At 69.1% G+C, this 21,046-nt stretch carries 25 protein-coding genes; 7 read left to right on the forward strand and 18 right to left on the reverse strand.

Going from position 1 to position 21,046, the window contains the following annotated elements; all coding sequences use genetic code 11:
• Position 1: 1 nt before the first annotated feature.
• From IEY55_RS13975 to IEY55_RS14005, 7 genes are all read right to left on the reverse strand, one after another.
• Positions 2 to 832: a hypothetical protein gene (locus tag IEY55_RS13975; protein WP_189057826.1), complete on the reverse strand. Its 831-nt coding sequence runs from the start codon at positions 830 to 832 to the stop codon at positions 2 to 4.
• A 396-nt stretch (positions 833 to 1,228) separates the two neighbouring features.
• Positions 1,229 to 1,621: an SsgA family sporulation/cell division regulator gene (locus IEY55_RS13980; RefSeq protein ID WP_189057828.1), complete on the reverse strand. Its 393-nt coding sequence runs from the start codon at positions 1,619 to 1,621 to the stop codon at positions 1,229 to 1,231.
• The gene (locus tag IEY55_RS13985; protein WP_189057830.1) at positions 1,618 to 1,833 is read right to left on the reverse strand and encodes a hypothetical protein; all 216 of its coding nucleotides are present in this window, start codon (positions 1,831 to 1,833) and stop codon (positions 1,618 to 1,620) included. The genes IEY55_RS13980 and IEY55_RS13985 overlap by 4 nt, the downstream gene beginning before the upstream one ends.
• A gap of 1 nt (position 1,834) precedes the next feature.
• Complete coding sequence (locus IEY55_RS13990) at positions 1,835 to 2,218, reverse strand: hypothetical protein (protein WP_189057832.1); 384 nt, start codon at positions 2,216 to 2,218, stop codon at positions 1,835 to 1,837.
• Between the two features lie 74 nt (positions 2,219 to 2,292).
• Positions 2,293 to 2,511: a hypothetical protein gene (locus IEY55_RS13995; protein WP_189057834.1), complete on the reverse strand. Its 219-nt coding sequence runs from the start codon at positions 2,509 to 2,511 to the stop codon at positions 2,293 to 2,295.
• A 450-nt stretch (positions 2,512 to 2,961) separates the two neighbouring features.
• Complete coding sequence (gene msrB / locus IEY55_RS14000) at positions 2,962 to 3,384, reverse strand: peptide-methionine (R)-S-oxide reductase MsrB (RefSeq protein WP_189057835.1); 423 nt, start codon at positions 3,382 to 3,384, stop codon at positions 2,962 to 2,964.
• Between the two features lie 10 nt (positions 3,385 to 3,394).
• Positions 3,395 to 3,721 (reverse strand): hypothetical protein, encoded by a 327-nt coding sequence (locus tag IEY55_RS14005; protein ID WP_229686352.1) that lies wholly within the window; start codon positions 3,719 to 3,721, stop codon positions 3,395 to 3,397.
• 162 nt (positions 3,722 to 3,883) lie between these two features.
• Between IEY55_RS14005 and ligD the strand changes: the two genes are divergently transcribed.
• Complete coding sequence (ligD, locus tag IEY55_RS14010; RefSeq protein WP_189057837.1) at positions 3,884 to 4,915, forward strand: non-homologous end-joining DNA ligase; 1,032 nt, start codon at positions 3,884 to 3,886, stop codon at positions 4,913 to 4,915.
• A gap of 23 nt (positions 4,916 to 4,938) precedes the next feature.
• Here the strand turns inward: ligD and IEY55_RS14015 are convergent, their stop codons facing one another.
• Positions 4,939 to 5,382, reverse strand: a complete 444-nt coding sequence (locus tag IEY55_RS14015) for a hypothetical protein (RefSeq protein WP_189057838.1) — start codon at positions 5,380 to 5,382, stop codon at positions 4,939 to 4,941.
• 171 nt (positions 5,383 to 5,553) lie between these two features.
• Here IEY55_RS14015 and IEY55_RS14020 point away from each other — a divergent pair, with 171 nt between their 5' ends.
• Complete coding sequence (locus IEY55_RS14020) at positions 5,554 to 5,916, forward strand: hypothetical protein (protein ID WP_189057840.1); 363 nt, start codon at positions 5,554 to 5,556, stop codon at positions 5,914 to 5,916.
• Positions 5,917 to 6,199: 283 nt separating this feature from the next.
• Here IEY55_RS14020 and IEY55_RS14025 read toward each other — a convergent pair whose 3' ends face one another.
• From IEY55_RS14025 to IEY55_RS14045, 5 genes are all read right to left on the reverse strand, one after another.
• Positions 6,200 to 7,762 (reverse strand): alpha/beta hydrolase, encoded by a 1,563-nt coding sequence (locus IEY55_RS14025; RefSeq protein WP_189057842.1) that lies wholly within the window; start codon positions 7,760 to 7,762, stop codon positions 6,200 to 6,202.
• 221 nt (positions 7,763 to 7,983) lie between these two features.
• Positions 7,984 to 9,078 carry an ATP-dependent DNA ligase gene (locus tag IEY55_RS14030; RefSeq protein ID WP_229686353.1) on the reverse strand — a complete coding sequence of 365 codons (1,095 nt, stop codon included), beginning with the start codon at positions 9,076 to 9,078 and terminating at the stop codon, positions 7,984 to 7,986.
• Positions 9,079 to 9,238: 160 nt separating this feature from the next.
• A complete protein-coding gene (locus IEY55_RS14035; protein ID WP_189057846.1) occupies positions 9,239 to 9,418 on the reverse strand; it encodes a hypothetical protein in 180 nt (59 codons plus the stop codon).
• A gap of 64 nt (positions 9,419 to 9,482) precedes the next feature.
• Positions 9,483 to 9,800, reverse strand: coding sequence for an Asp23/Gls24 family envelope stress response protein (locus IEY55_RS14040; RefSeq protein WP_189057848.1), 318 nt, complete (start codon positions 9,798 to 9,800; stop codon positions 9,483 to 9,485).
• Between the two features lie 213 nt (positions 9,801 to 10,013).
• Positions 10,014 to 10,772: a pyrimidine reductase family protein gene (locus IEY55_RS14045; RefSeq protein ID WP_229686355.1), complete on the reverse strand. Its 759-nt coding sequence runs from the start codon at positions 10,770 to 10,772 to the stop codon at positions 10,014 to 10,016.
• Positions 10,773 to 10,795: 23 nt separating this feature from the next.
• Between IEY55_RS14045 and zapE the strand changes: the two genes are divergently transcribed.
• Complete coding sequence (gene zapE / locus IEY55_RS14050; protein ID WP_189057850.1) at positions 10,796 to 11,821, forward strand: cell division protein ZapE; 1,026 nt, start codon at positions 10,796 to 10,798, stop codon at positions 11,819 to 11,821.
• A 254-nt stretch (positions 11,822 to 12,075) separates the two neighbouring features.
• Positions 12,076 to 12,429, forward strand: coding sequence for a four-helix bundle copper-binding protein (locus IEY55_RS14055; protein ID WP_189057852.1), 354 nt, complete (start codon positions 12,076 to 12,078; stop codon positions 12,427 to 12,429).
• Positions 12,430 to 12,499: 70 nt separating this feature from the next.
• Here IEY55_RS14055 and rocD read toward each other — a convergent pair whose 3' ends face one another.
• Positions 12,500 to 13,738 (reverse strand): ornithine--oxo-acid transaminase, encoded by a 1,239-nt coding sequence (gene rocD, locus IEY55_RS14060; protein ID WP_189057854.1) that lies wholly within the window; start codon positions 13,736 to 13,738, stop codon positions 12,500 to 12,502.
• Positions 13,739 to 14,086: 348 nt separating this feature from the next.
• On the opposite strand from rocD, the gene IEY55_RS14065 reads away from it, so the two are divergent.
• From IEY55_RS14065 to IEY55_RS14075, 3 genes are all read left to right on the forward strand, one after another.
• Positions 14,087 to 15,148 carry a lactonase family protein gene (locus IEY55_RS14065; protein ID WP_189057856.1) on the forward strand — a complete coding sequence of 354 codons (1,062 nt, stop codon included), beginning with the start codon at positions 14,087 to 14,089 and terminating at the stop codon, positions 15,146 to 15,148.
• Positions 15,149 to 15,217: 69 nt separating this feature from the next.
• Positions 15,218 to 16,036, forward strand: a complete 819-nt coding sequence (locus IEY55_RS14070) for an SGNH/GDSL hydrolase family protein (protein ID WP_189057857.1) — start codon at positions 15,218 to 15,220, stop codon at positions 16,034 to 16,036.
• Between the two features lie 132 nt (positions 16,037 to 16,168).
• Positions 16,169 to 17,188 carry a M64 family metallopeptidase gene (locus IEY55_RS14075; RefSeq protein ID WP_229686356.1) on the forward strand — a complete coding sequence of 340 codons (1,020 nt, stop codon included), beginning with the start codon at positions 16,169 to 16,171 and terminating at the stop codon, positions 17,186 to 17,188.
• Positions 17,189 to 18,377: 1,189 nt separating this feature from the next.
• On the opposite strand, the gene IEY55_RS14080 is transcribed toward IEY55_RS14075, so the two are convergent.
• From IEY55_RS14080 to IEY55_RS14095, 4 genes are all read right to left on the reverse strand, one after another.
• Positions 18,378 to 18,602 (reverse strand): type II toxin-antitoxin system HicB family antitoxin, encoded by a 225-nt coding sequence (locus IEY55_RS14080; protein ID WP_189057859.1) that lies wholly within the window; start codon positions 18,600 to 18,602, stop codon positions 18,378 to 18,380.
• Positions 18,599 to 18,802, reverse strand: a complete 204-nt coding sequence (locus IEY55_RS14085; protein WP_189057861.1) for a type II toxin-antitoxin system HicA family toxin — start codon at positions 18,800 to 18,802, stop codon at positions 18,599 to 18,601. Before IEY55_RS14085 ends, IEY55_RS14080 begins: the two co-directional genes overlap by 4 nt.
• A gap of 17 nt (positions 18,803 to 18,819) precedes the next feature.
• On the reverse strand, positions 18,820 to 20,052 hold the full coding sequence (locus tag IEY55_RS14090) for a helix-turn-helix domain-containing protein (protein ID WP_229686357.1): 1,233 nt from the start codon (positions 20,050 to 20,052) through the stop codon (positions 18,820 to 18,822).
• Positions 20,053 to 20,336: 284 nt separating this feature from the next.
• Positions 20,337 to 20,693 carry an XRE family transcriptional regulator gene (locus tag IEY55_RS14095; RefSeq protein WP_189057863.1) on the reverse strand — a complete coding sequence of 119 codons (357 nt, stop codon included), beginning with the start codon at positions 20,691 to 20,693 and terminating at the stop codon, positions 20,337 to 20,339.
• Positions 20,694 to 21,046: the final 353 nt, after the last annotated feature.

The following is a 21,046-nucleotide window of genomic DNA, read 5'->3' on the forward strand; positions in this document are numbered from 1 at the left end:
GTCAGTTGATCTCCTCTGGGTGGAATGACCGCCGACGTTCGGCGGCCTCGTTGTCGACGAGGTCAAACACGTCCTTCTTGTCGAGTTGACCCCATCGATGCACGTGAACCATGGCCGTGAAGGTGCGGAACAGATCACTGAGCGGTTGCACGGTCCGGTACATCTCGACACCGTGGGGGCGGACTTTGACGATGTATCCGACATCCGGATTCGCCCACGGGAACGGTTCCAGGCTGTTGAGGTCACCGCCGGGGGTCCACAACTCAGCCCAGGCGTAAGCGGCAAGCTGAAGCGCCGCGCTGGGATATGGGCCGTATGTGCCGGTCTTGTAGTCGCCAATCACCAGGGCGTCGTCGAGCTGGTGACAGATGCCGAACCAGTCTGCTGTCCCCCCGTAACCGGTGGTGCGGTTGATGACGACGGCCTCGGGCGCCACGATGTCGACACCCCAGTCTCGACACCACTGTTCCCACTGCTCGACCATGCGCGACACCGTGGGATCGGTGGTTGTGGCGTGTTCACCGCGGGTACGACGGTCGACGATGGTGTGCAGCGCGTCCCCGCGCGTTCGCGCCTGTTGCATGTGTTCCTCAGGTGCGGCGGAGAGCCATTTCGCGGCGGAGTCCTTCCCGTCGCGGTGGATGCGCTCCCACAGCTCCTCGACGTTGTCGACGGCGCGCCACGCCGTTTTGGTGGCGTAGGAGCGCATCAACGCTTTGTCCTTGGTGCCGACCTTCACGGCGGACAGCACGGTAGTAACGCTGGGCCATCGTTCTCCGGTGTCGGTGTCGACATAGAAACGCCCTTGGGCGGTGCTGTGCCGGCGGATCACGCTGCCACCTCGTGAGGCGCGGGTTCGTGGCGTGCACGGACACAGGCGGGTGTGACGCCGTCGTCGTGGCAGATCCACGCGTCAGTGGGGCCGAACACCATTTCGGATGCGGGCCGTCCGCAGTAGACACACGGTTCCCCCTCCAGGGGAACCGTCAGGCCGTAGTCGTTCATGCGAGCCATCCCGCCGTTGTGGGTGTGTAGGGTCCGTAGGTGCGCCACTCGGGTGGTGGTTCGATGAGCCGCATTCGCCATAGCCGGTTGAGTGCCGACGCGGTGTCGCGCCCACATCCGTCGGGCTGCCAACTGGAGTCACCGCGGTATCGGGCGAACAGCTCGGGTTGTCCGGTGAGCGTGCCGCGTCGGACACGGGCCAGGACGTCAGCGAGGAAGGGCGTCATAGCGCCCCCAGCCGCGCGAATTCCTCATCCCAGTCGATATGTTCCTCGCCAGCGGGGACCAGCGCATAGGACGCGCTCAGGATCTGCCGAAGATTGGCTCGGTTGAGCATCAGCCGACACCGACCTGACGGGGAGCGCAGGGTTAGCATGAGTTCTTCCGGTCCCGCGTTTTGGAACACCACGTCACCCTCGCCGGCCGGCATGTCGCGGTTGGCGACGGCCTGGTCGACGAGTTCCCGCCCGATCGTCCACTCTTGGATGGGGTAGCGGAAGTGGAATCGCATCACCCACGGGTCGTGCGCGTGGTAGCGCACCTCCAACGCCACGATCGTGTTTCGGTCGTCACCGAGGAACGTGCAACGCACCCGGCGTGCCACGTGTGCCTTCATGGCGACACCTCCATTTCGTCGTGTGCGATCTGTTCTGCCTTGTCGAGGTATCCGCATATGGTGGCGTAGGACTCGCCGTTGCGGACGTCGTTGGCGACACGGATGAGCAGCATCCGAGACTCGCTGAACGGCGGTGTCTGGCGTGTCAACACGGCAACCTCGCGGACGCGTTCGATGATCGCGTTGTGCTGGGCGACGGTGAGACGGGCCATGTCAAAGCTCCGGCAGATCCTCGGGAACTTCGATCTCGCCATCAGTCAGTTTTGACGCGATGCGCCACAGGTCATCAAGTGAGTTGCCGGCGGCAAAAAGATACTCGTTGTTTTCGACGTTGACGAGTGATGTTCGTTCGTCCACGCCCAACGCTTCGGCTGCTACATCCGGAGCGAATCTCCGTGCCCCGTCCTTGGTGAAGACTCTAGCTTCCCACAACGAATTCCACTCTGGTTTCCAACCGGCCATGGTGGCGATGTGCCCGGCGAGGCAGTAAACGGTTCCGCACGATGTACGGAACGCCCACGTGCTTTGATCCCATTCCTCGGGACGTGCGGTGACATGCTTAAGCGCCTTACGCAGAAGCGGGACGTTGATGGTCACGGCGGGTTCCTTCGGTGGCGTATCTTAGATGGTTCATGACGTACTGCCACTGTCCTGTGGGGCGTTTATCCGGCTCATGACGCCCCCTCGTAGATGTCGCAACCGCAGTATTCGTTGTGCTCGACGCGAAGCTCCATGACTTGGTTGCGGATCTCGTCGTACATCTCTGGCTTAGGCGGCCGGGTGCAGTTCCGAAACGTGTCCGCCATGGTCTCGTCGGTGGGCATGAGCCTTGGCGCGTCAGCGTTGAACTTCACCGCGAACCGACGGGCGCGTTCGATGCTTGACAGCATCCTCAGTTCCTCCTCAGCTCGAAGACAGCACAAGAGCATCTCTCCATGCCACAGGTGGCGCCGCCGACGCCCCGGAATTCACCGTCGATGTCATAGGAGCCGTGAGACCAGCGACGGTGTCCACAGGTGCACCATTCGCGGCGGTCGCGTTCCAACGCGTCTGCGCCCACGGGGCGTGCCATGGCGGTCACTCCTCGTCCCCGGCGTTCGCCCAGTCCTCATCGACATGGACCGCGGCGGTGCCATCAGGAGGGGAGCTGATGCCCCACTCGGCGTCGGACCACATGGGGGGCGGATCCTGGCCGTCCGGCACCGAGACCGCCTGAGCAGGCGCGACGGGGGCCGCGGGCCGCAGGGAGGGGTGAGGACACGGAGCCCGGCTCGACCCGGCAAGGGGAGCTGCGCTACCGTGTAGCTCCGCGTAGCCAGCGACTACGCTGAGAGAGTGATCTAGTCTTCGACCGGCGAGAACGTGAGGGAAATCGAGTTGATGCAGTACCGCTGGTCGGTAGGGGTGGGGTAGCCCTCGCCCTCGAAGACGTGGCCGAGATGGCTGTGGCAGGCCGCGCACAACACCTCGGTGCGCACCATGCCGTGGCTGCGGTCCTCGCGCAGGATCACCCGGTCCCCGGCGAGCGGGGAGAAGAACGCCGGCCAGCCGCAGTGCGCCTGGAACTTGGTCCCGCTGCTGAACAGCTCGGCGCCGCAGGCCCGGCAGTGGTAGACACCGCGGGTGCGGGTCTCGGTGTACTCGCCGGTCCACGCCGGCTCGGTGCCGGCCTCGCGCAGCACGTGGTACTCGGCCGGGCTGAGTTGCTCGCGCCATTCCTGATCGGACTTGGCGATCTTCGGGGTTCCTCCGGGACTTTCCACGCCTTCCACGCTAACCCGAGGCCGCGAGGAAGGTCCCGAACACGAAGATCAGCGCCTCCCAGACGGCCCACGCCACGCCGAGCAGGATGAGGCCGACCAGCACCACCGCGACCAGGCGGCGGTGGCCCCGGGCCCGGTTCGCCGACTCCGCGAAGTCGCTCACCCCGGCCAGGTAGCCCTCGACGGTGTAGCTCGGCCGCACCCGGCGCATCCGTTCCAGGTGCTCGGCGAACGCCCGGGCCTCGGGATCGTCCGGGTCCAGGCCCAGCAGCTCGTCGGCGAACAGCCCGGCCGGCGCGGCCGGGTCCGGCTCGCGGCGCTCGTCGCGGTCCACCACGCCTCCACGGTAGCGGGCAACCCGGGCCACCGCGCCGGTCTGCGGCGCAGCCGACATCGGCCGGCGCCGTTCGCGACCGCCCGGTCCCCGGACGGGACCGGCCACCGGGTGCGTGCGCCCGTTCTCCCAGCGCCGCCGTCCGGAACGGCATAACGTGGCCGCATGAAAGCTCCTGCGGTCGAGGTCGCTGTCGGGGAGCGGGTGGTCCGGGTGAGCAATCCGGACCGGATCGTGTTCCCCGACGTCGGGGTGACGAAGCGGGACGTCGTGGACTACTACGTGGCGGTCGGCGACGCCATCCTGCGCGCGGTGGGGGAGCGGCCCACGATGCTGCGACGCTTCCCCGACGGAGTGGACGGGGAGGACTTCTTCCAGAAGCGGGTGCCCAAGGGCGCACCAGGGTGGGTGCGGACCGTCCGGATCCGGTTCCCCAGCGGCCGCTTCGCCGACGAGATCTGTCCCACCGAGCCGGCCGTGCTCGCCTGGGCCGCGCAGATGGGCACCCTCGAGGTGCACCCCTGGCCGGTACGACGGTCCGATGTGGACCATCCGGACGAGCTCCGCGTCGACCTGGACCCCCAGCCGGGAACGGATTTCGGGGACGCGGTGCGGGTGGCTGGGGTGCTCCGGGAAGTGCTGGACGAACTGGACGTCGTTGGCTACCCGAAGACCTCGGGCGGCCGTGGCATCCACGTGCTGGTCCGTATCCGTCCGGAGTGGGACTTCGTCCACGTGCGGCGCGCCGTCATCGCGCTCGCTCGGGAGGTTGAGCGACGAATGCCGGACCAGGCCACGACATCCTGGTGGAAGGAAGAACGCGGGCGCCGCGTTTTCCTGGACTACAACCAGGCGGCGCGGGACCGCACGATCGCCTCGGCCTGGTCGGTGCGGGGTACGAAGCGTGCCACGGTGTCGATGCCGGTCACCTGGGACCAAATGTCCGAAGTGGACCCTGACGACTTCGACGTGCGCACCGTGCCGGCGATTCTTGCCGAGCACGGTGACGCGCACGAGTCCCTGGACAGCACGGCATTCGGGATCGAGACACTGCTCGAGTGGTTCGAACGGGACGAGCGGAACGGCGATGGCGGCGAACTGCCCTACCCGCCGGAGTACCCCAAGATGCCCGGGGAGCCCCCACGCGTCCAGCCCTCGAAGCGGCGGAGGAACACCGATGAGGAAGAAAGCACGTGACGGTGTCCGGACGCGAGCCGTGATCAGCCACGCTCGCGCAGGAGGCGAAGGATCTCCTCCTGTCCCGAGCGGAGCTGGTCCACCTTGGTGTCGATCTTGGCGTCGAGCTGGTCCACCTTAATGTCGATCTTGGCGTCGAGCTGGTCCACCTTGGCGTCGAGCTGGTCCACCTTGGTATCGAGTTGCCCCACCTTGGTATCGAGCCTGGCTTCCAGGTGATCCACCTTGGCATCAAGCCTCGCCTCGAGCTGGTCGATGCGGTTGGTGAGCTCCAGGCGCAACTGAAGCTGGTCGGAGCGGATCGTGTTGAGTACCGAGGTGTGCGACCGGAGAACCGCCCGCAGCTCGGACACGTCGCCGTCCGCCCCACTGGCCAGCACGCGTGCGGCACCAGCATCCCGTGCGACTTCCTTCATACGGGCCTCAAGAGCTGTGATGCGGCGGGCGAGGTCGTCGAGTTCGCTCACCGGGTCTCCTGGTCGTCATCGGTCGGGGTACCCGACCATGTTCGCACCGCGCGGCGGCTCGCACCAAGCGGGTGATGGCGCCGACGTTCCATTGCTGATCTGCCCAGCTCACCCGTTCGGATCGGGTGGGGTTCACCGGTCTTCGTGGCTGCGCGCGCGACAGTAACTAGTGTGATCGTCAACGACACCTGGCAGATTCGCCAGATCCACTGGCACGTCTACCGGGAGCCCCGCGACGGTCCCACCACGGACCGCACCGCGCGCCTGCGCTCGACGCCGGTCGCCGTGCTCTGGACGCCGGACCAGGTCGCCGACTGGCTGGACGAGCACGCGGCCCGGCATGGGGCCGGCCGCCCGGTGATGCTCATCGGCGGCGGGGGCTGGGCCGCCACCTTCGACGAGGGTGACCGGGACCGCCTGGTCGGCGAGAACCTCGCGGTGGTCGAGGCCGGCCGCTCCCTGTACACCGTGCACGGCCCGTGGTGGGTCTACGTGGAGGCGGTCACCGACTGCCCGATCCACCCGGCCGAGTAGGGCCGCGCGGGAACATTCCGGTGGTTTGGTTTCGCTCGGTGACGGCGGGATCACCGGGATGCCATGTCAGCGTCGCTCGCACGGAGCTGTCACGCATGCGCACATCTGCATACGGTTGGTCGCGTCCCTGATACCGGACCAAAGGAGGTTCCCGATGGACGTTCGCGCCCAGGGCGGCTGCGGCTGCTGCAGCACGTGCACCGGACCTTCGTGCGGTTGCTGCGGAAGCTGCCGCTGAACGACGACCCTCGCGGCCACGGCCGCGTTTCCGATTTTGCGTCGACTACGGCGGGCAGTTCATCCCGTTCACGGGCACCGTCCCGTCGAGCAGGAACCGCTGTACGGCCGTGGTGACGCAGGGGCTGGTCGGGAACGCACCGTGGCCGCTGCCCTGCCAGGACACCAGAACCGAGCCCGCCAGCTCACCGGCGGCGTGCGTGGCACCCGGCAGCGGTGTCACCGGGTCCACGGCGGTGCCCACGACCACCATCGGTGGCGCGTCGACGCTCCGTAGCGGCGGCAACGGCTTCGCCTGCGGCCACACCGAGCACGCCATCAACGTCTGCACGAGATAGCCGCCGAACGTCGGGTACTTCTGTTGCCATTCCCCGGCCAGCGCCGAGATCCGGTCGAACGACACCCGGGTCGGGGTGTCGTTGCACGAGTTCATCCAGATGCCGTCCAGTGTCGGCGCCCGCTCGCCATCGCCCATGACCAGCGGCTGCACCGCCGCCGCGATCCCGGAGCCGTCCCCGTTTCCGGCCTTGGCCAACGACTCGGCGAGCCCCGGCCACCGGGGGCGGTCAGCCAGTCCCGCCAGCAACGCCCGGATCGCCGTGCCCGCCGTCACCGGCACGTCACCGGCGGAACTGGGCGCACCCCGCAATCGGTCCAGCAGGGAGTGCACGGCCCGTTTCGGATCCCCACCCAATGGGCAACCCCGCGCCACGCAGTCCCGGGCGAACTCGTCGAGCGCCCGCTCGGCGGCCGCGGCCCGCGCCTCGGCCCGCCCGACCGCGTCGGTGGTCGGATCCGGCACGCCGTCGAGCACGAAGCGCCCCACCCCGCTGGGGAAACGGTGCGCGTAGGTGGTGAGGACCCGGGAACCGGTGCCGGACGCGAGCGCGTTCACCCGCGACACCCCGAGCGCCTCCCGCACCCGGTCCAGATCACCCGCGGCACGCCACGCGTCGAACGCGGACAGGTTGGTCTCCAGGTCCAGCAGGCACTGCTGGGTACCGCGGCGCAAGGCGTCCAGCAGGTCCTGCAGGCGCTCCGGGTCACGCGTCAGGGGGTCGAAGGAGGTGATGATGTGCCGCTGCTCGTCCGGCACGCACTCCGGTGCGTTCGAGCCGCCGGTACCCCGCCGGTCCACCCCGACCAGCGTGAACCGCCGGAGCATTTCCTCGGGCATGCGGCTGGCCAGGCGCGCGGCGTGCAGCGTCCCGGGTTCCCCGTCGGTGTCGTTCACGACGAGCAGGGGCACCCGCCCGTTGCCCACCTTCAGCAGGGACAGCCGCATGAAGCCGCGGCCGGGCCGCTCCGGCGGATCCAGCGGGACGGACAACCGTCCACAGCGGAACTGTGCGCCCCCGCCCCCGTCGTTCCCGAGTCGCTGTTTCGTGAGCTCGGTGCAGTCGGACCAGTCGATCAGGTCCGCGGTCGACTCCTCCAGCTCGGGGACGGGCCGGGCCGCGCTCCCGGTCGGCGGCGGGGCCTGCGCACCGGGGCCGTCGCCCCGCAGGCCCACCGGCACCTCACGGGACGGGCCGACGGTGCAGCTCACCAGGGCGACCAGCGCCACCGGCAGGAGCAGCGCGGCGGCCCGGATGGCGGCTCGCGGCACGGCTGCTCCTCACTTCCTGGTCGAGGACGGTGCTGGGGAGCCTGACACGACGCCGGTGAGGCCCGGGTGAGGGGGTGGCGGTTTCGCGTAGCCCGCCACCGCGACCCCGGTCCCACCCATGGCACGCGCATGCGTACCAGCGCTGCGGGCGGGGATGCCGGCGTCCCTTGCGACCATCGGGAATTCCGTCCAAAGCCGAGACGTCGTCGGCAGGCTGGTTCTCATGTCGACCGGGGCCGGACGTCGCCGTGCAGTACCGCGTCGAGGTCGTAGCTCGCCGGCTCCTCGAGCTGGTCGTAGCCGCAGGACGCCGGGTCCCGGTCCGGCCGCCACCGCACGAACTGCGTGGTGTGCCGGAACCGGGCGGGGTGGCCGCCCTCGGTATGGTCATAGGCAACCTCCACCACGCGTTCCCGGCGCAGCGGCACCCATTCCTGCTCGGTGGTCCGCCACCGGCTCACCGCGCCCGGCAACCGGCGCCCGTCCCGGGCCTGCTCGCCCAGCCAGGGATGGTCCCGTTCGCCACCGTCCATGAGCGGCGACAGCTCGGTCGCCAGGCGCCGGCGGGTCGCGGCGGGGAAGGCACCCACGACGCCGACGAAGTGCAGGACGCCACGCTCGTCGTGCAGACCGAGCAGCAACGAGCCGACCGCGGTGCCGGGTTCGGTGTTGATGTGCCAGCGCAGCCCACCGACCACGCAGTCGGCCGTCCGCTCGTGCTTGATCTTGAGCAGCGTGCGCTTGCCCGGGGTGTAGGTGCTGCCGACCGGCTTGGCGATCAGCCCGTCCAGCCCCGCGCCCTCGAACAGGTGGAACCACTTCCGTGCCACGGAGACGTCGGAGGTGGCCGGCGTGACGTGCACGCGGTCGGCACCCTCCGGCACGACCTCGAGCAGGGCGTCCCGGCGCGCCGTGAACGGCTGCTCCAGCAACCCCTCGTCGTCCCGGGCGAGCAGGTCGAAGCCGACGAAGCGGGCCGGTGTCTCGGCGGCGAGCTTGCGCACCCGGCTCGCGGCCGGGTGCACGCGCTCGGTCAGCGCGTCCCAGTCCAGCCGGGCGCCGCGGTCGACGACCAGCTCGCCGTCCAGCACGGCGGGCACCATCCCGGCCGCCCGCACCGCCTCGACCACCTCCGGGAAGTAGCGGGCGAGGTCCCGGCCGTTGCGGGACTGCAGCAGCACCTCGTCGCCGTCGGCGAAGACCAGGCAGCGGAAGCCGTCCCACTTCGGCTCGAACACCAGGTCGGCACGCTCCGGCACTCCGCTCACCGAGGTGGCGAGGATCGGTTTCACCGGAGGAGAGATCGGAAGCGCCACGACGGCCATCCTGCCGTGCCGGCACCGCCCGTGCCCGGCGAATTCGCGATCTCTCCGATCGGTGGGCGCCGAGGTCGAGCCGCACCGCGACCGGCATGGGCATCGGCACCGGTCGGTACCCGCTCACCCGCGGCCCAGCCTCCGGTGCCACAGGTGCGGTTCAGGAACGCCGGCGCCGGCTGAAGATCTCGCCGAGGTCCAGCTCCTCGTCCAGCACCCGCCCGATCACCAGGCCGATCAGGCCAACAACCAGGGCGATCAGGAAGGCGACGACACCGCCGATCGCGCCCGCCGCGCCGAGTATGAGACCAGCCAGCAGTCCGGTATGGGTCGCTTTCATGGATCCACCTCCTGTCGGTGCGCCGACGGCGTGCGGGTGGGTGACCGCTGGCTCGTGACCCGGCCTACGAGAGGGTCCCGTCGGTCTCGTCCACGGGAGCCGCGACCCCGGAGATGGTGACGTCGACGGGTACCCGACCGGCGAGCGCACGCACCCGCTCCCGCAGCTCGTCGACCACCTGGGGCAGCGGATGCCCCCACCGCACGACCACGGCGATCCGCACCCGGTGACCCGGCTCGTCGGCGCGGACGCCCAGGACCCGGCCGCCGGGCAGTTCCGAGACGACGGTACCGTCCGGCCCGCCGTCCAACCGGGCGACGGCCGGGTGCTCGCGCACCGCCCGGGCGACGAGTTCGACCAGGTGCTCCCCGGGAGCGCTCATGGCCTCCCGCCTCCTCACCGCACGCGGGCCGCGGGCTCCCTCCCGATCCGCCAGCCGCCTGCCGGACCCCGAGCCGCCACCCTGGACCGATCTCCGCCGCGCCCGACCACCGGCCGTTCGACCGGCACCGGACACAGAATCGGATGCCCGGTGGCCCGGAACCGTCCCGGATCATCACGCCGGCTTCATTCGTAGTGGTGAAGCGGCGGCGCGTCAGCCCGTCGTCCGGAGGTATCGCAGCAGCAGGGTGTCCGCGGCGTACAGCACCGAGGCCAGCCGCAGGCCCAGCGGCGTGGCCGGAGCCGGACCCCGCGCGATCCGACCGGCGTCCCCACTGGTCAGCAGCGGGGACAGGGTCAGGCACAGCTCGTCCACCGCGTCCGCGGCGATCAACGTGCCGAACCACGCCGGCCCGCCCTCGCACAGCACGCGCCGCAGTCCGCGTTCGGCGAGCGCGGCCAGTGCCGCCGCCGGCTCCACGTCGTCGGTCCCGGCGACCACCACGTCCACCCCCAGCTCGGCCAGCTCCTGCCGGCGCTCGGCCGGGGCAGCCGCGCAGGTCAGCACGACGGGCTTCACCACCGCGTCGGTGACCAGCGGCGAGTCCGAGCTCAGCGCGCAGGTGCGGGTGACCACCGCGATCGGTGGCACCTCCGACAGGCCCAGCCGCCGGCGTCGCTCGGCCCGCACCTCGGTGTGCTTGACCCCGCGGTAGCCCTCTGCCAGGGCGGTACCCAAGCCGACGAGCACGACGTCGCAGAGGTCCCGTAGGAGGGCGAACACCCGCTTGTCCGGCTTGGTGGACAGGCCCGCCGAGAGCCCGTCGACGGACACCGCGCCGTCCAGGCTGGAGACGAAGTTCACCCGCACCCACGGCCGCTCCAGCGGCTCCGGGTAGGCGTAGACGCGCTCCAGGGCGGCGTCGTCCAGTGCGGGCTGTGAGATCAGTTCGATGGGCCACAGGCTGTGCACCGGCCCAGGTTAGGCTCACCGCCATGAGCATCCCGCGGCTGACCGACCGCGCGCCGGTGGTTGGCGCGGACGAGCTGGTCGCGGCGATGACACCGCCACCACGGTTCGGCGCCGTCCGGTTCGACACCTACCTGCCGAACCCGGATGAGCCCAGCCAGGCCGCGGCACTGGCCGCCTGCCGCGGCTTTGCCGAGGGCGTCGCCGCCGGCCCGCCGCGCCGCTCGTGGCTGCGGTCGCTGTTCGGGGGCACCGACCCGGCGCCCGCCCAGCCGGGCCTGTACCTGGACGGTGGTTTCGGGGTGGGCAAGACCCACCTGCTGGCCTCCCTCTGGCATGCGGTGCCGGGACCGAAGTCCTACGGCACGTTCGTCGAACTGACCCACCTCGTCGGTGCGCTCGGCTTCGCCGAGGCGGTACATCGGCTCTCCACCCACCGGCTGCTGGCGATCGACGAGTTCGAGCTGGACGACCCCGGCGACACCATGCTGGTCACCCGGTTGCTCAGCGAGCTGACCGGCGCGGGCGTGTTCGTCGCCGCGACCTCGAACACGCTGCCCGACAAGCTGGGCGAGGGGCGGTTCGCGGCCGACGACTTCCTGCGCGAGATCCACGCCATGTCGTCCCGCTTCGGCGTGGTGCGCGTCGACGGGCCGGACTACCGGCACCGGGGCCTGCCGGACGCGCCCGAGCCGGTCTCCGACGACGAGCTGACGCGCCGTGCCGCCGGGATCGGGGGCGCCACCCTCGACGATTTCGACGACCTGTGCGCGCACCTGGGACGGCTGCACCCGTCCCGCTACGGGCGCCTGGTCCAGGGGGTCACCGCCGTGCACCTTCGTGGCGTGCACGCCGCACCCGACCAGGACGTGGCCCTGCGGCTGGTCGTCCTCGCCGACCGCCTCTACGACGCCGCGATCCCGGTCGCGGTCTCCGGCGCGTCCCTCTCCGCGCTGTTCACCGAGGAGATGCTTCGGGGCGGCTACCGGAAGAAGTACCTGCGCGCGGTCTCACGCCTGGTCGCGCTGTCCCGCGACGCCGTCCGGGCCTGACCACCGGCCCGCGCCCGCCAGCGACCACGCCAGAGCCGAGAAGCCAACGAGGACCGTCGAGCGGTTCGGACCATCCGGGCGAACGGGGCCGGGCGACGATGCCGAACCTCGGAGCGCCTCGGTTCCGCTGTCCGTACCAGGAGGTCACCCGTTAGGCGCTCCTCCGGTGGCGTTCATCAGGCGTCCGGAGTCGACTGGGATTCATCCCGCCCTGTGTCCGGCGGGCGTGGCGGCCTGACAACGGAGGTTTGGCGATGACCCAGATGGCCGAGATGTCCCAGCAGATGCGGCAGTGCATCGACATGTGCAACCAGTGCCACACCATGTGCGAGCAGGCGATGAACCACTGTCTCCAGCAGGGTGGGCAGATGGCCCAGCGGCCGGTGATCATGATGCTGGTGGACTGTGCCGAGACGTGTCGAATGAACGCCGACATGATGATGCGCCAGTCCGACATGGCGAACCAGATGAGCCGGATGTGCGCCGAGGTATGTCGCTCGTGTGCCGACATGTGCGGCAAGATGGACGACCAGATGATGCGCGAGTGCGCCGACATGTGCCGCAAGTGCGCCGACATGTGCCAGCAGATGGCCGCAATGGCGCGGTAGGAACCGTACGTGGGCAGGACATCGGTGAGGCCGGGGCGAACCTGCGCCCCGGCCTCGCTCCGTGCCCGCGTCAGCGGGCGAGGACGCCGGCGATGGCGTCGATGCCGGCGTCCAGCTCCTCGCGGCTGATCACCAGCGGCGGCGCGACCCGCAGCGTGGTGTCGTGCGTCTCCTTGCACAGCACGCCGCGCTCGGCCAGCGCCTCGGACGCCTGCCGCCCGGTGGGCCCACCGGCCGCGATCTCGACACCGGCCCACAGGCCGCGGCCGCGCACCTCGGCGACGCCCTGACCGACCAGGTCGCGCAGCCGGGTGTGCAGATGGGCGCCCAGCTCCCGGGAGCGCTCCTGGAACTCACCGGTCGCCAGCAGTCGCACCACCGCCCGGCCCACGGCGCAGGCCAGTGGGTTGCCACCGAAGGTCGAGCCGTGCTCGCCCGGGCGCAGCACGCCGAGCACGTCGGCGCGGCCGACAACGGCCGAGACCGGCATGATGCCGCCGCCCAGCGCCTTGCCCAGCGTGTAGAGGTCGGCGCGCACGCCCTCGTGGTCCAGCGCGAGCAGGTCACCGGTCCGGGCGAGCCCGGACTGGATCTCGTCGGCGATCATCAGCACGTTGTTCTCGTCGCAGATCCGGCGCACGGTGCGCAGGTAGCCCAACGGCGGCACGACGACGCCCGACTCCCCCTGGATCGGCTCGATCAGCACGGTCGCGGTGCGCTCGGTGATCGCGGCGGCCAGCGCCTGGGCGTCCCCGTACCTGACCACCCGGAAGCCCGGGGTGAAGGGACCGAAGTCGGCGCGGGCGGTGTCGTCGGTGGAGAAGGACACGATCGTGGTGGTGCGACCGTGGAAGTTCGAGCCGGCCACCACGATCTCCGCGGTGTCCTCCGGGACACCCTTGATCCGGTAGGCCCACTTGCGGGCCACCTTGATCGCCGACTCCACGGCCTCGGCGCCGGAGTTCATCGGCAGCACCATCTCGGTGCCGGTCAGCTCGGCCAGCTCCCGGCAGAACAGGCCCAGCTGGTCGTGGTGGAACGCCCGGCTGGTCAGCGTCACCCGGCCCAGCTGCTCCGTGGCCGCGGCCACCAGGGCCGGGTGCCGGTGGCCGAAGTTCAGCGCCGAGTACCCGGACAGGAAGTCCAGGTAGCGGCGCCCGGCGACGTCGGTCACCCAGGCGCCCTCGGCATCGGCGATCACGATCGGCAGCGGGTGGTAGTTGTGCGTGCTCCACTGCTCGTCGAGCGCGATGTAGTCGGCCGCCGTCAGGGGCGCGCCGGTGGCGGGACGGTCGTCGGTCACGGTCATGTCGCAAGGCTAAGGGGCTCGTGCCAGCGGTTTCATCCGCCAGGCGTTGCGTGTACGCGCTGATCGTTGCGTGATTACCCGATGCGGTGGCGATCCTTTGCGTACACCGGTTCCGGTGCTCACCGCGCGTCACCTGCCGGCCGGTCCGGCGCACCCCGTTCCGGCGTTGCGGGGACGCCGGACACTCTTTTTCGCCATGATCGACCACGTTGAGGACAACTACCGGATTGGCGTAGACATGTCGGACGTTGGATTGTTCGGCTCCGGGCTTCGCCGCGCGTCCTGTCGCCGCGTTGCGATGCTCGCTTCGCCCGTCGCCTCGCGGCGCGGCGCGGCCCTGGGGGACGGATGAGGCGGGAGCACACCGACTTACGGGCCTACCTCGGCGGCTACACCACCGGCGACGCCGGCGGCCCCGGCCTGGCGGTCCTGGCCCTGAACCACCGCACCGGCGAGCCACGGCAGGAGCGGGTCGTGGACCTGGGCACCAACCCCTCCTTCCTGGCGCCGGCCCCGTCCGGCCGGACCCTCTACGCGGTGAACGAGGTCGACGACGGCCTGGTGACGGCGCTCGGGCTCGGCCCCGACGGGCTCCGCCCGCTGGGGGTGCAGCCGACCCTGGGCGCCCTACCGTGCCATCTCAGCGTCGACCCGAGCGGGGGCTTCCTGCTCACCGCCAACTACGGTTCGGGAAGCATTGTCGTGCACCCGATAGCCCCGGACGGGGGACTGGGGGAGGCCACGGACCTGGTCCAGCACACCGGGTCCGGGCTGGACCCGCAGCGCCAGGAGGGGCCACACGCCCACCAGGTACTCGGCGATCCCAGCGGCCGCTGGGTCCTCGCGGTCGACCTCGGCAGCGACAGCGTGCTGGTCCACCGGCTGGATCCACGGCGGGGCCGGCTGCACACGCACGCGGGCGCCCGGCTGCGGCCCGGTTCCGGTCCCCGACACCTCGCCTTCCATCCCACCGGGCGATTCGCCTACCTGGTCGGCGAGCTCGACTCGACGCTCATTGTCTGCCGTTGGGATCCCGAGAACGGGAAGCTGAGGCCGGAACGAACGCTGCCCACCGTCGCGGAGACCATCGGGAGCCGGAACTACCCGGCCGCGGTCGTGGTCTCGGGCGACGGCAGGTTCTGCTACGTCTCCAACCGCGGCCACGACAGCATCGCAACCTTCGCCCTGAGCGACGGGGGAGCCTCGGCACGGTTGCTGGGCACGATGCCCAGCGGCGGGAGCTGGCCACGCGACCTCGCCCTGGACCCCTCGGGCCGGCATCTCTACGCGTGCAACGAGCGCGGTCACTCGGTGGTCTGCTTCAAGGTCACCGCACGCACGGGTCAGCTGCACGCCACGGGCGCGCAGCTGGCGACCCGGGCGCCCTCCTGCCTGGTGATTCCGGACTGAGAACGTTCCGCTTTGCCGCCGTGACCGGTGGCGGCGAGGATGAGGACCATCCCCTGCCCGGAGGTCGTCATGCGATCGATCCGTTCGGTCCTCCGTCTGTCCCTGGCTCTCCTCGTCCCCGCCGCCTCGGTACTGGTGGCCGCGCCCGCGCAGGCCGTCGAGGTTCGTTACGTCGCGTTGGGTGACTCGTTCTCCTCCGGCCTCGGCACGCGCGACTACATCCCCGAGAGCGGGGACTGTCGCCGTAGTACCAAGGCATATCCGGCTCTGTGGGCGCGCAACAACGGCGTCACGTCGTTCGAGTTCGTCGCGTGCTCCGGCGCCACCGCCAACGATGTGCGGACGGGGCAACTGAATGCCCTGAACTCAGCCACCGGCCTCGTCACCGTCTCGGTGGGCGGCACCGACGCCGGGTTCACCGAAACCATGACCACCTGCCAGATCGGCAGCGACGTCCAGTGCAACCGTGCCGTCGACAACTCCGAACAGTTCATCCGCAACGAGCTTCCCTCCCGACTCGACACCGTCTACGCGGCGATCCGGGAACGCGCGCCAGCAGCGCGTGTGGTCGTGGTCGGTTATCCGCGGCTGTTCGAGATGGGCCCCTGCAACATCTTCGGTGCCATCAGCGAGGCGCGGCGCACCCGACTGAACGAGGTTGCGGACGCGCTTGCCGGGGTTGTCGGGGGTCGTGCCGCAGCCGCCGGTTTCGACTTCCTGGACGCCCGGGCGCGCTTCGCGGGGCACGGTGTGTGTTCACAGAACGAGTGGATCAACCGGTTGAGCTGGCCGGTGAACGAGTCGTACCACCCGAATCTCGACGGGCACGCCAACGGCTACCTCCCTGAGCTCACCGACAAGACCCGCGCAGCAACCACCGCACGCTGAACGCGCGGTGCGCGGCTCGTTGCGTAAAGCCGCCAGGTCATCGCGATGTTATGGCGGTTTCGAATGATCCCGACCACCTCACAGTGATGGCAGGTTCCCTTGCCAGGGAACAACATCACGAGGGGGTGGACCGTGGCCGCTCGGCAACGGCTGTCGGTGCTCGCGGTGGCAGTGGCCACCCTGGGCGCGCTCGTGGCCATCGCACCGCCGGGACACGGCACAGCGGCGTCCGGCGACACCGAGGTTCGCGAGGTGTTCTCCCCGGACAGCTCGATCACCCGGGTACGGATCCCGAAGCGGAGGCCGACCGCCGAACCGCTCGGGATCCCCTCCGCCGACGTGGTGCCGATCCACTGGACGGGACCGTCCAACCAGCGGCTGGACCTGGTCTTCGTCGGCGACGGGTACACCCGTGACGAGCTGGGCAAGTACCACGACCAGGTGGTGCGGCGATGGCAGCAGCTCCTCGAGGTGGTGCCCTTCGGCCAGCTCGAGGACCGGTTCAACGTGTGGCAGGTGAACGTCGTCTCGCCGGAGTCCGGGGTGGACAACGACCCGGTCCGCGGCATCAGCCGGAACACCACGCTCGACATGGGCTTCTGGTGCGGTGGGCTGGAGCGGCTGCTCTGCGTCGACGAGCGGAGGGCCCAGTGGTACGCGGCGTTGGCGCCCGAGGTGGATCAGGTGGTCGCGCTCGGTAACACGACCAAGTACGGCGGTGCCGGTGGGCGCGTCGCGACGTCGTCCGGCGGCAACGAGCAGGCCGGGCAGATCGTTCCGCACGAGCTCGGCCACTCCCTGGGCGGGCTGGCCGACGAGTACGACTACCCGAACGACCTGTACCGGGGCACCGAGCCGCGGGAGGTGAACGTCTCGATCCACGACGCCAGGACGCAGCAGGAGCGTCGGCTCAAGTGGCACCGCTACATCGGCCGGCCCTCACCGGACGGCGGGCTGGTGGGCGCCTTCGAGGGGGCCTACTACCACAGGCGCGGGGTCTACCGGCCCACCGAGAACTCCCTGATGCGCTCCCTCGGGCGCCCGTTCAACCTGCCGGGGCGGGACGTGATGGCCGACGCCATCCTGCGCAAGGCCGACGGGCAGCGGCAGGCCGGCGGGCTGCCGGCAGTGGCCCACCACGGCGCGCACTGACGCCTCCGCTCGGGCCCAGCGAGCGTAGGCGCTGCGCGCGGGACCCCCGGCTCGGGCAACCCGGTTCTGGCGGGGCGGGCAACCCGAGCCGGGGCGTCACCAACAGGCGGCCCCGCGCGGCGAGCCTGAACGGAAACCACTTCGATACCCGGCGCTGTCCTGCCAAACAGCCATCGTGCGTCCGGACACGGCCAAATGTGGTGCGCAGGACCTGTCCAGGCGCGACGGCAGGTTCCGGGGAGTGTGCCTGCCACACCACGGACGGCGTGATGTGGCGCCATGCCCCTGTCGAACAGACGGCGAGTGTCCGGGCCCAACGGAGCCGGTGCGCAAGTGCTGCCGAAGCAACCACGGCGGAAGCCGCACCCCAACATGCCGCAACCGAACCCTGCCCAAGCAACCAGCGGAGGGGGTCCGGGGGCTTGCCCCGGGTGGGGTGTGGGGGCTTCGCCCCCACAAAACACATAGGCACGAGCCGGTTCGGGCTTTCCGCGAACACACGTCTCCCCGGGCGCGTGGGCGATACTGGGATTGAACCAGTGACCTCTACCGTGTCAACGCGGTTTCGGGTTGTCTACCGAGATCGGCCGGTGACGCGGTGTGCTGTCTGTGCTGGGCTTTGTGTCGACGAGTGTTGTTCTGTGTCGCCTGGTGGCAGCAGGCCTGCTGACTTCCTGCTGACGCGAGCCAGGGCTGTCTCCTCCCATCAAAGTGGGGGCCGCTCGCACCATCCCGTCGACCTGGCAGCGCCCGACCACGCCGTGTCAAGGGGGCACCTGCGCTGAGTCCGCAGCCTCGGCGCCGAACCGCCCCCTTGACGCGGCGTGGTAGCCCTTCGGGAGGTCGACGGGATGGTGCGCCAGGGCGGCCACCACGAACCGCAGCGCTCCGACGCTCGGGCCATCCCGGAGACCTGCCGGCCCGGCGAGGGCATCTTTCTTTTCTGGTTGCGGCCCGACCGGCGGGACGTCGGCCGTCCTGTCCCGGCCGCGCGCCCGCCGGTCCTGCTCCGTCGCCCCGGCGCGAGACCGGCCGGAGGCCGCACGCTCGCTTGCCGGGGCGACTCGGACACTGGGGCCGAGCGGGCTGCGCGGGCGGGTCCTGGCGTGCCGGCCGAGCGGCCCGCCGCAGGCGGGCCGCCTTGACCAGGTAGAGAAAGTTCTCACGACGTGCGCCAGGGTCGGGCGGGTCAGGCTGCGTCGGTGGTGACCGTGGTCGCGGCGACTGTGCTCGGGTGCGGGATCGGCAAGCCTTCTTCGCGCAAGCCCTCGAGGTGGAACGCGATGGCTTCCCTCATCTCCGCGATGGCTTCGGCTTCGGTGTCGCCGAGTGCGACGCATCCGGGCAGATCTGGGCACCACGCGCCGTAACCGCCGTCCTCGGCGCGTTCGATGATGATCGCGTAGGTGATCACACAGACCTCCGGTCGATGCCTGCTTGTTTCAGGATGCTTCGTTCGGTGCCGATCGGCAACACCTTGCTGGGTTTGCCCGGCACGGTGACTCGACCTGGCTTCGTAGGGTGACGGTACTGTCGGTGGCTTCCTCGGGTGGCAACGAGATACCACCCGTCTGCTTCGAGGATTTTGAGAATTTCGCTCACTTTTAACGGCATGTGCTCCTTGCCTTTGATCAGGTTCGCCTGATCGCGTTCAATTCTTCAAGGAAAGCACGTGACTCGGCTTCACGGCCATACTCCACTTTGAGGACTGTCGCTAGATCTTGAGAGACCATTGCAAGTGATGGCAGCGACTTTCTGTCGCCTACGATTGCTCTGCGCCCGTGCGTCACAGCTTCCTCTAGGTCTCCTTCGCGTGCGGCGGCGACACCGAGAGTAATCCGAGCTTCGGCAATGCGCATTGGTGACCGTTCGTAGCCGTTGAAATCGGTTCCAACTCTGATCACTTCGTCTGCGAGTGTGCGCGCTAGTCGGTCTTCTCCGATGTGTCGGTAGCAGTCCATAGCGTAGAAGTCGAACTTCGTGGGATCGACAACGAAATGGTTATCGATGTTGTCCGGATAGGGCAGCGATTCGAGTAGCGAGCGTCCGCGTTCGAGTGCGTTTTCCATCTCTGCCCGTCGTCCCATGCGCGCCCAGGCTTTTGCCTCCTGTGCAATCAACTGGACGGTGACGCTGTGGCTTCCGGCGGCATCCTGACCAGCTTCGGCGGCTGCGATCACACCACGGTAGTCACCTGACGTGAGCGCGAACCATGCACGCATCTCGTGTGCCCAGCCGAGAATTCCGGCGCTGCCGACTTCCTCCCCTAGACTGAGCGCCGCTTTTCTTGTCGCTTCAGCCCCTCGGCGGTCACCCGAGTCATACTCGAGGCATCCGACCAGCAATGCTAGCCATCCGGCTAGTTCGAGCGTTTCGCGCCGCTGGCGGAAACTCAGACGCTGCTCTTGCATTTCGGCGATCCTGCGAAGCCATCGCCTGCCCTCTATGATTAGCTCGTGCGCTGAGCTTGATGCGTATTCCGAGCACAACCTCTCAACGGTAATGCGGACACCCTGTAGCGTAGCCTCATTGACCGCGGACGCGTTCAGTCGGCTGACGATTTCGAGCGTATCCATGCCGGTTGCGCTCAACAGTTCTAGATCGACGGTTCCGGCTTCCTGAGCGGGAGGGAACAGGGCCGCTGTTACCGTACCGAGTGTGGCCGCGATGATCGGGGCGTAAAAGTTCCCTGGCTTGTTCTCGCCGAGTTCCCATGCCTTCCACCGGCGCAACAGGTTGTCTGTGTCGGGAAGAGGTTTCTTCGCGTGCGTACGCATTCGCTCCGCAGCTTCGGCCTGCGACCACCCGCGCGCCTCCCGCAGCGACCGAATGCGCTGCGACCAAACAGGAAACTCGTGGGCCATCTCTCCCCCTTGCGTGGTGGGGCATCCGGTGCTGAGTCTCTCACCGGCATGGCTCGTGGCGAAGGTGCTGCGTTGGTGACGTGAGCGCATCACCATGTCATCACCGTGACACCACTCGCGACACTGTGGCGAGGGTCACTGATCGACGATGCTCGATGGCATGGGAGCAGTCAGAGCACGCGCCGATAGTCAGGGGCGGATTTCCGTCGTCAGGCGGCGGCCAGCGTTCGCCTTACACGAGTTACAGGACTGTACATATCACCTGGTCAGACGGGTTGAACGACTTATGACCGTTCGTCGTCGGCAGCTAGCTGCCTCTCGACGGCGTCAAGGCGCTGGGTGAGCGCCGTGAGCTGCTCCTTGATGGTGTCCAGCTCCGTCAGGATCGGGTCTCCGTCGTCCGGGTCGGTCGGCTGCGTGCCGTCGCGAATAGCGGCGAGGTGGCCAGAGGACCAGCCCAGAGCTTCTGAGATGGCAGCCAGTGTGCGGGGGCTGCGCCGGCGGGGGCGTTCGTTGAACAGCAGTTCGCGGACCGTCATCGGGGCCACTCGCGCCCGCTGCACTAGCTCGGCCTGCGTCATGTCGAGGTCGCTTAGCCGCTTCTGCATCGCGGCGGCTACAGCTTGCCAGTCCTTCGCCATGACTTCCCCTGACTCGATGGTTTCAGCTCCAATCTTAGCCCTGGTGTCATCACTCGAACAGAGTACGCGAAAGACCTTGACGGATCTTATTTCAGCTCTAGTATTAGAGGTGTCGCTAGACATCGCTCCTGGTGCTGGTGACGGTGACAGCAAAACGGCCCGGTGGGGCGGCTACCCCGACCGGGCCGAGAGGTGGACTTAGCGGGCGGCTACCCGCGAGGTCCGTGCGCAAGCTTGGCGGCTTCTGCGCTTCTTGAAGCGTAGAGCGTGCGGGTCATCGCGTCCAGCTCGCCCGTGGGTCCCTGACTTACGGGAGAAGATCACGTGACTGCGGTGTTTGCGGTTCCTGTGGA

This window comes from Longimycelium tulufanense, from assembly GCF_014645795.1.
Classification (GTDB): domain Bacteria; phylum Actinomycetota; class Actinomycetes; order Mycobacteriales; family Pseudonocardiaceae; genus Longimycelium; species Longimycelium tulufanense.

Excerpts from the sequence above, each read along its gene's own strand:
- IEY55_RS13980 (WP_189057828.1), bottom strand. The coding sequence starts at position 1,621 with ATGAAGGCACACGTGGCACGCCGGGTGCGTTGCACGTTCCTCGGTGAC.
- zapE (WP_189057850.1), top strand. The coding sequence starts at position 10,796 with ATGAGCATCCCGCGGCTGACCGACCGCGCGCCGGTGGTTGGCGCGGAC.
- IEY55_RS14085 (WP_189057861.1), bottom strand. The coding sequence starts at position 18,802 with ATGCCGTTAAAAGTGAGCGAAATTCTCAAAATCCTCGAAGCAGACGGG.
- IEY55_RS13995 (WP_189057834.1), bottom strand. The coding sequence starts at position 2,511 with ATGCTGTCAAGCATCGAACGCGCCCGTCGGTTCGCGGTGAAGTTCAAC.
- IEY55_RS14035 (WP_189057846.1), bottom strand. The coding sequence starts at position 9,418 with ATGAAAGCGACCCATACCGGACTGCTGGCTGGTCTCATACTCGGCGCG.
- IEY55_RS14040 (WP_189057848.1), bottom strand. The coding sequence starts at position 9,800 with ATGAGCGCTCCCGGGGAGCACCTGGTCGAACTCGTCGCCCGGGCGGTG.
- IEY55_RS14070 (WP_189057857.1), top strand. The coding sequence starts at position 15,218 with ATGCGATCGATCCGTTCGGTCCTCCGTCTGTCCCTGGCTCTCCTCGTC.
- ligD (WP_189057837.1), top strand. The coding sequence starts at position 3,884 with ATGAAAGCTCCTGCGGTCGAGGTCGCTGTCGGGGAGCGGGTGGTCCGG.
- IEY55_RS14095 (WP_189057863.1), bottom strand. The coding sequence starts at position 20,693 with ATGGCGAAGGACTGGCAAGCTGTAGCCGCCGCGATGCAGAAGCGGCTA.
- IEY55_RS14055 (WP_189057852.1), top strand. The coding sequence starts at position 12,076 with ATGACCCAGATGGCCGAGATGTCCCAGCAGATGCGGCAGTGCATCGAC.
- IEY55_RS14090 (WP_229686357.1), bottom strand. The coding sequence starts at position 20,052 with ATGGCCCACGAGTTTCCTGTTTGGTCGCAGCGCATTCGGTCGCTGCGG.
- IEY55_RS13985 (WP_189057830.1), bottom strand. The coding sequence starts at position 1,833 with ATGGCCCGTCTCACCGTCGCCCAGCACAACGCGATCATCGAACGCGTC.
- rocD (WP_189057854.1), bottom strand. The coding sequence starts at position 13,738 with ATGACCGTGACCGACGACCGTCCCGCCACCGGCGCGCCCCTGACGGCG.
- IEY55_RS14065 (WP_189057856.1), top strand. The coding sequence starts at position 14,087 with ATGAGGCGGGAGCACACCGACTTACGGGCCTACCTCGGCGGCTACACC.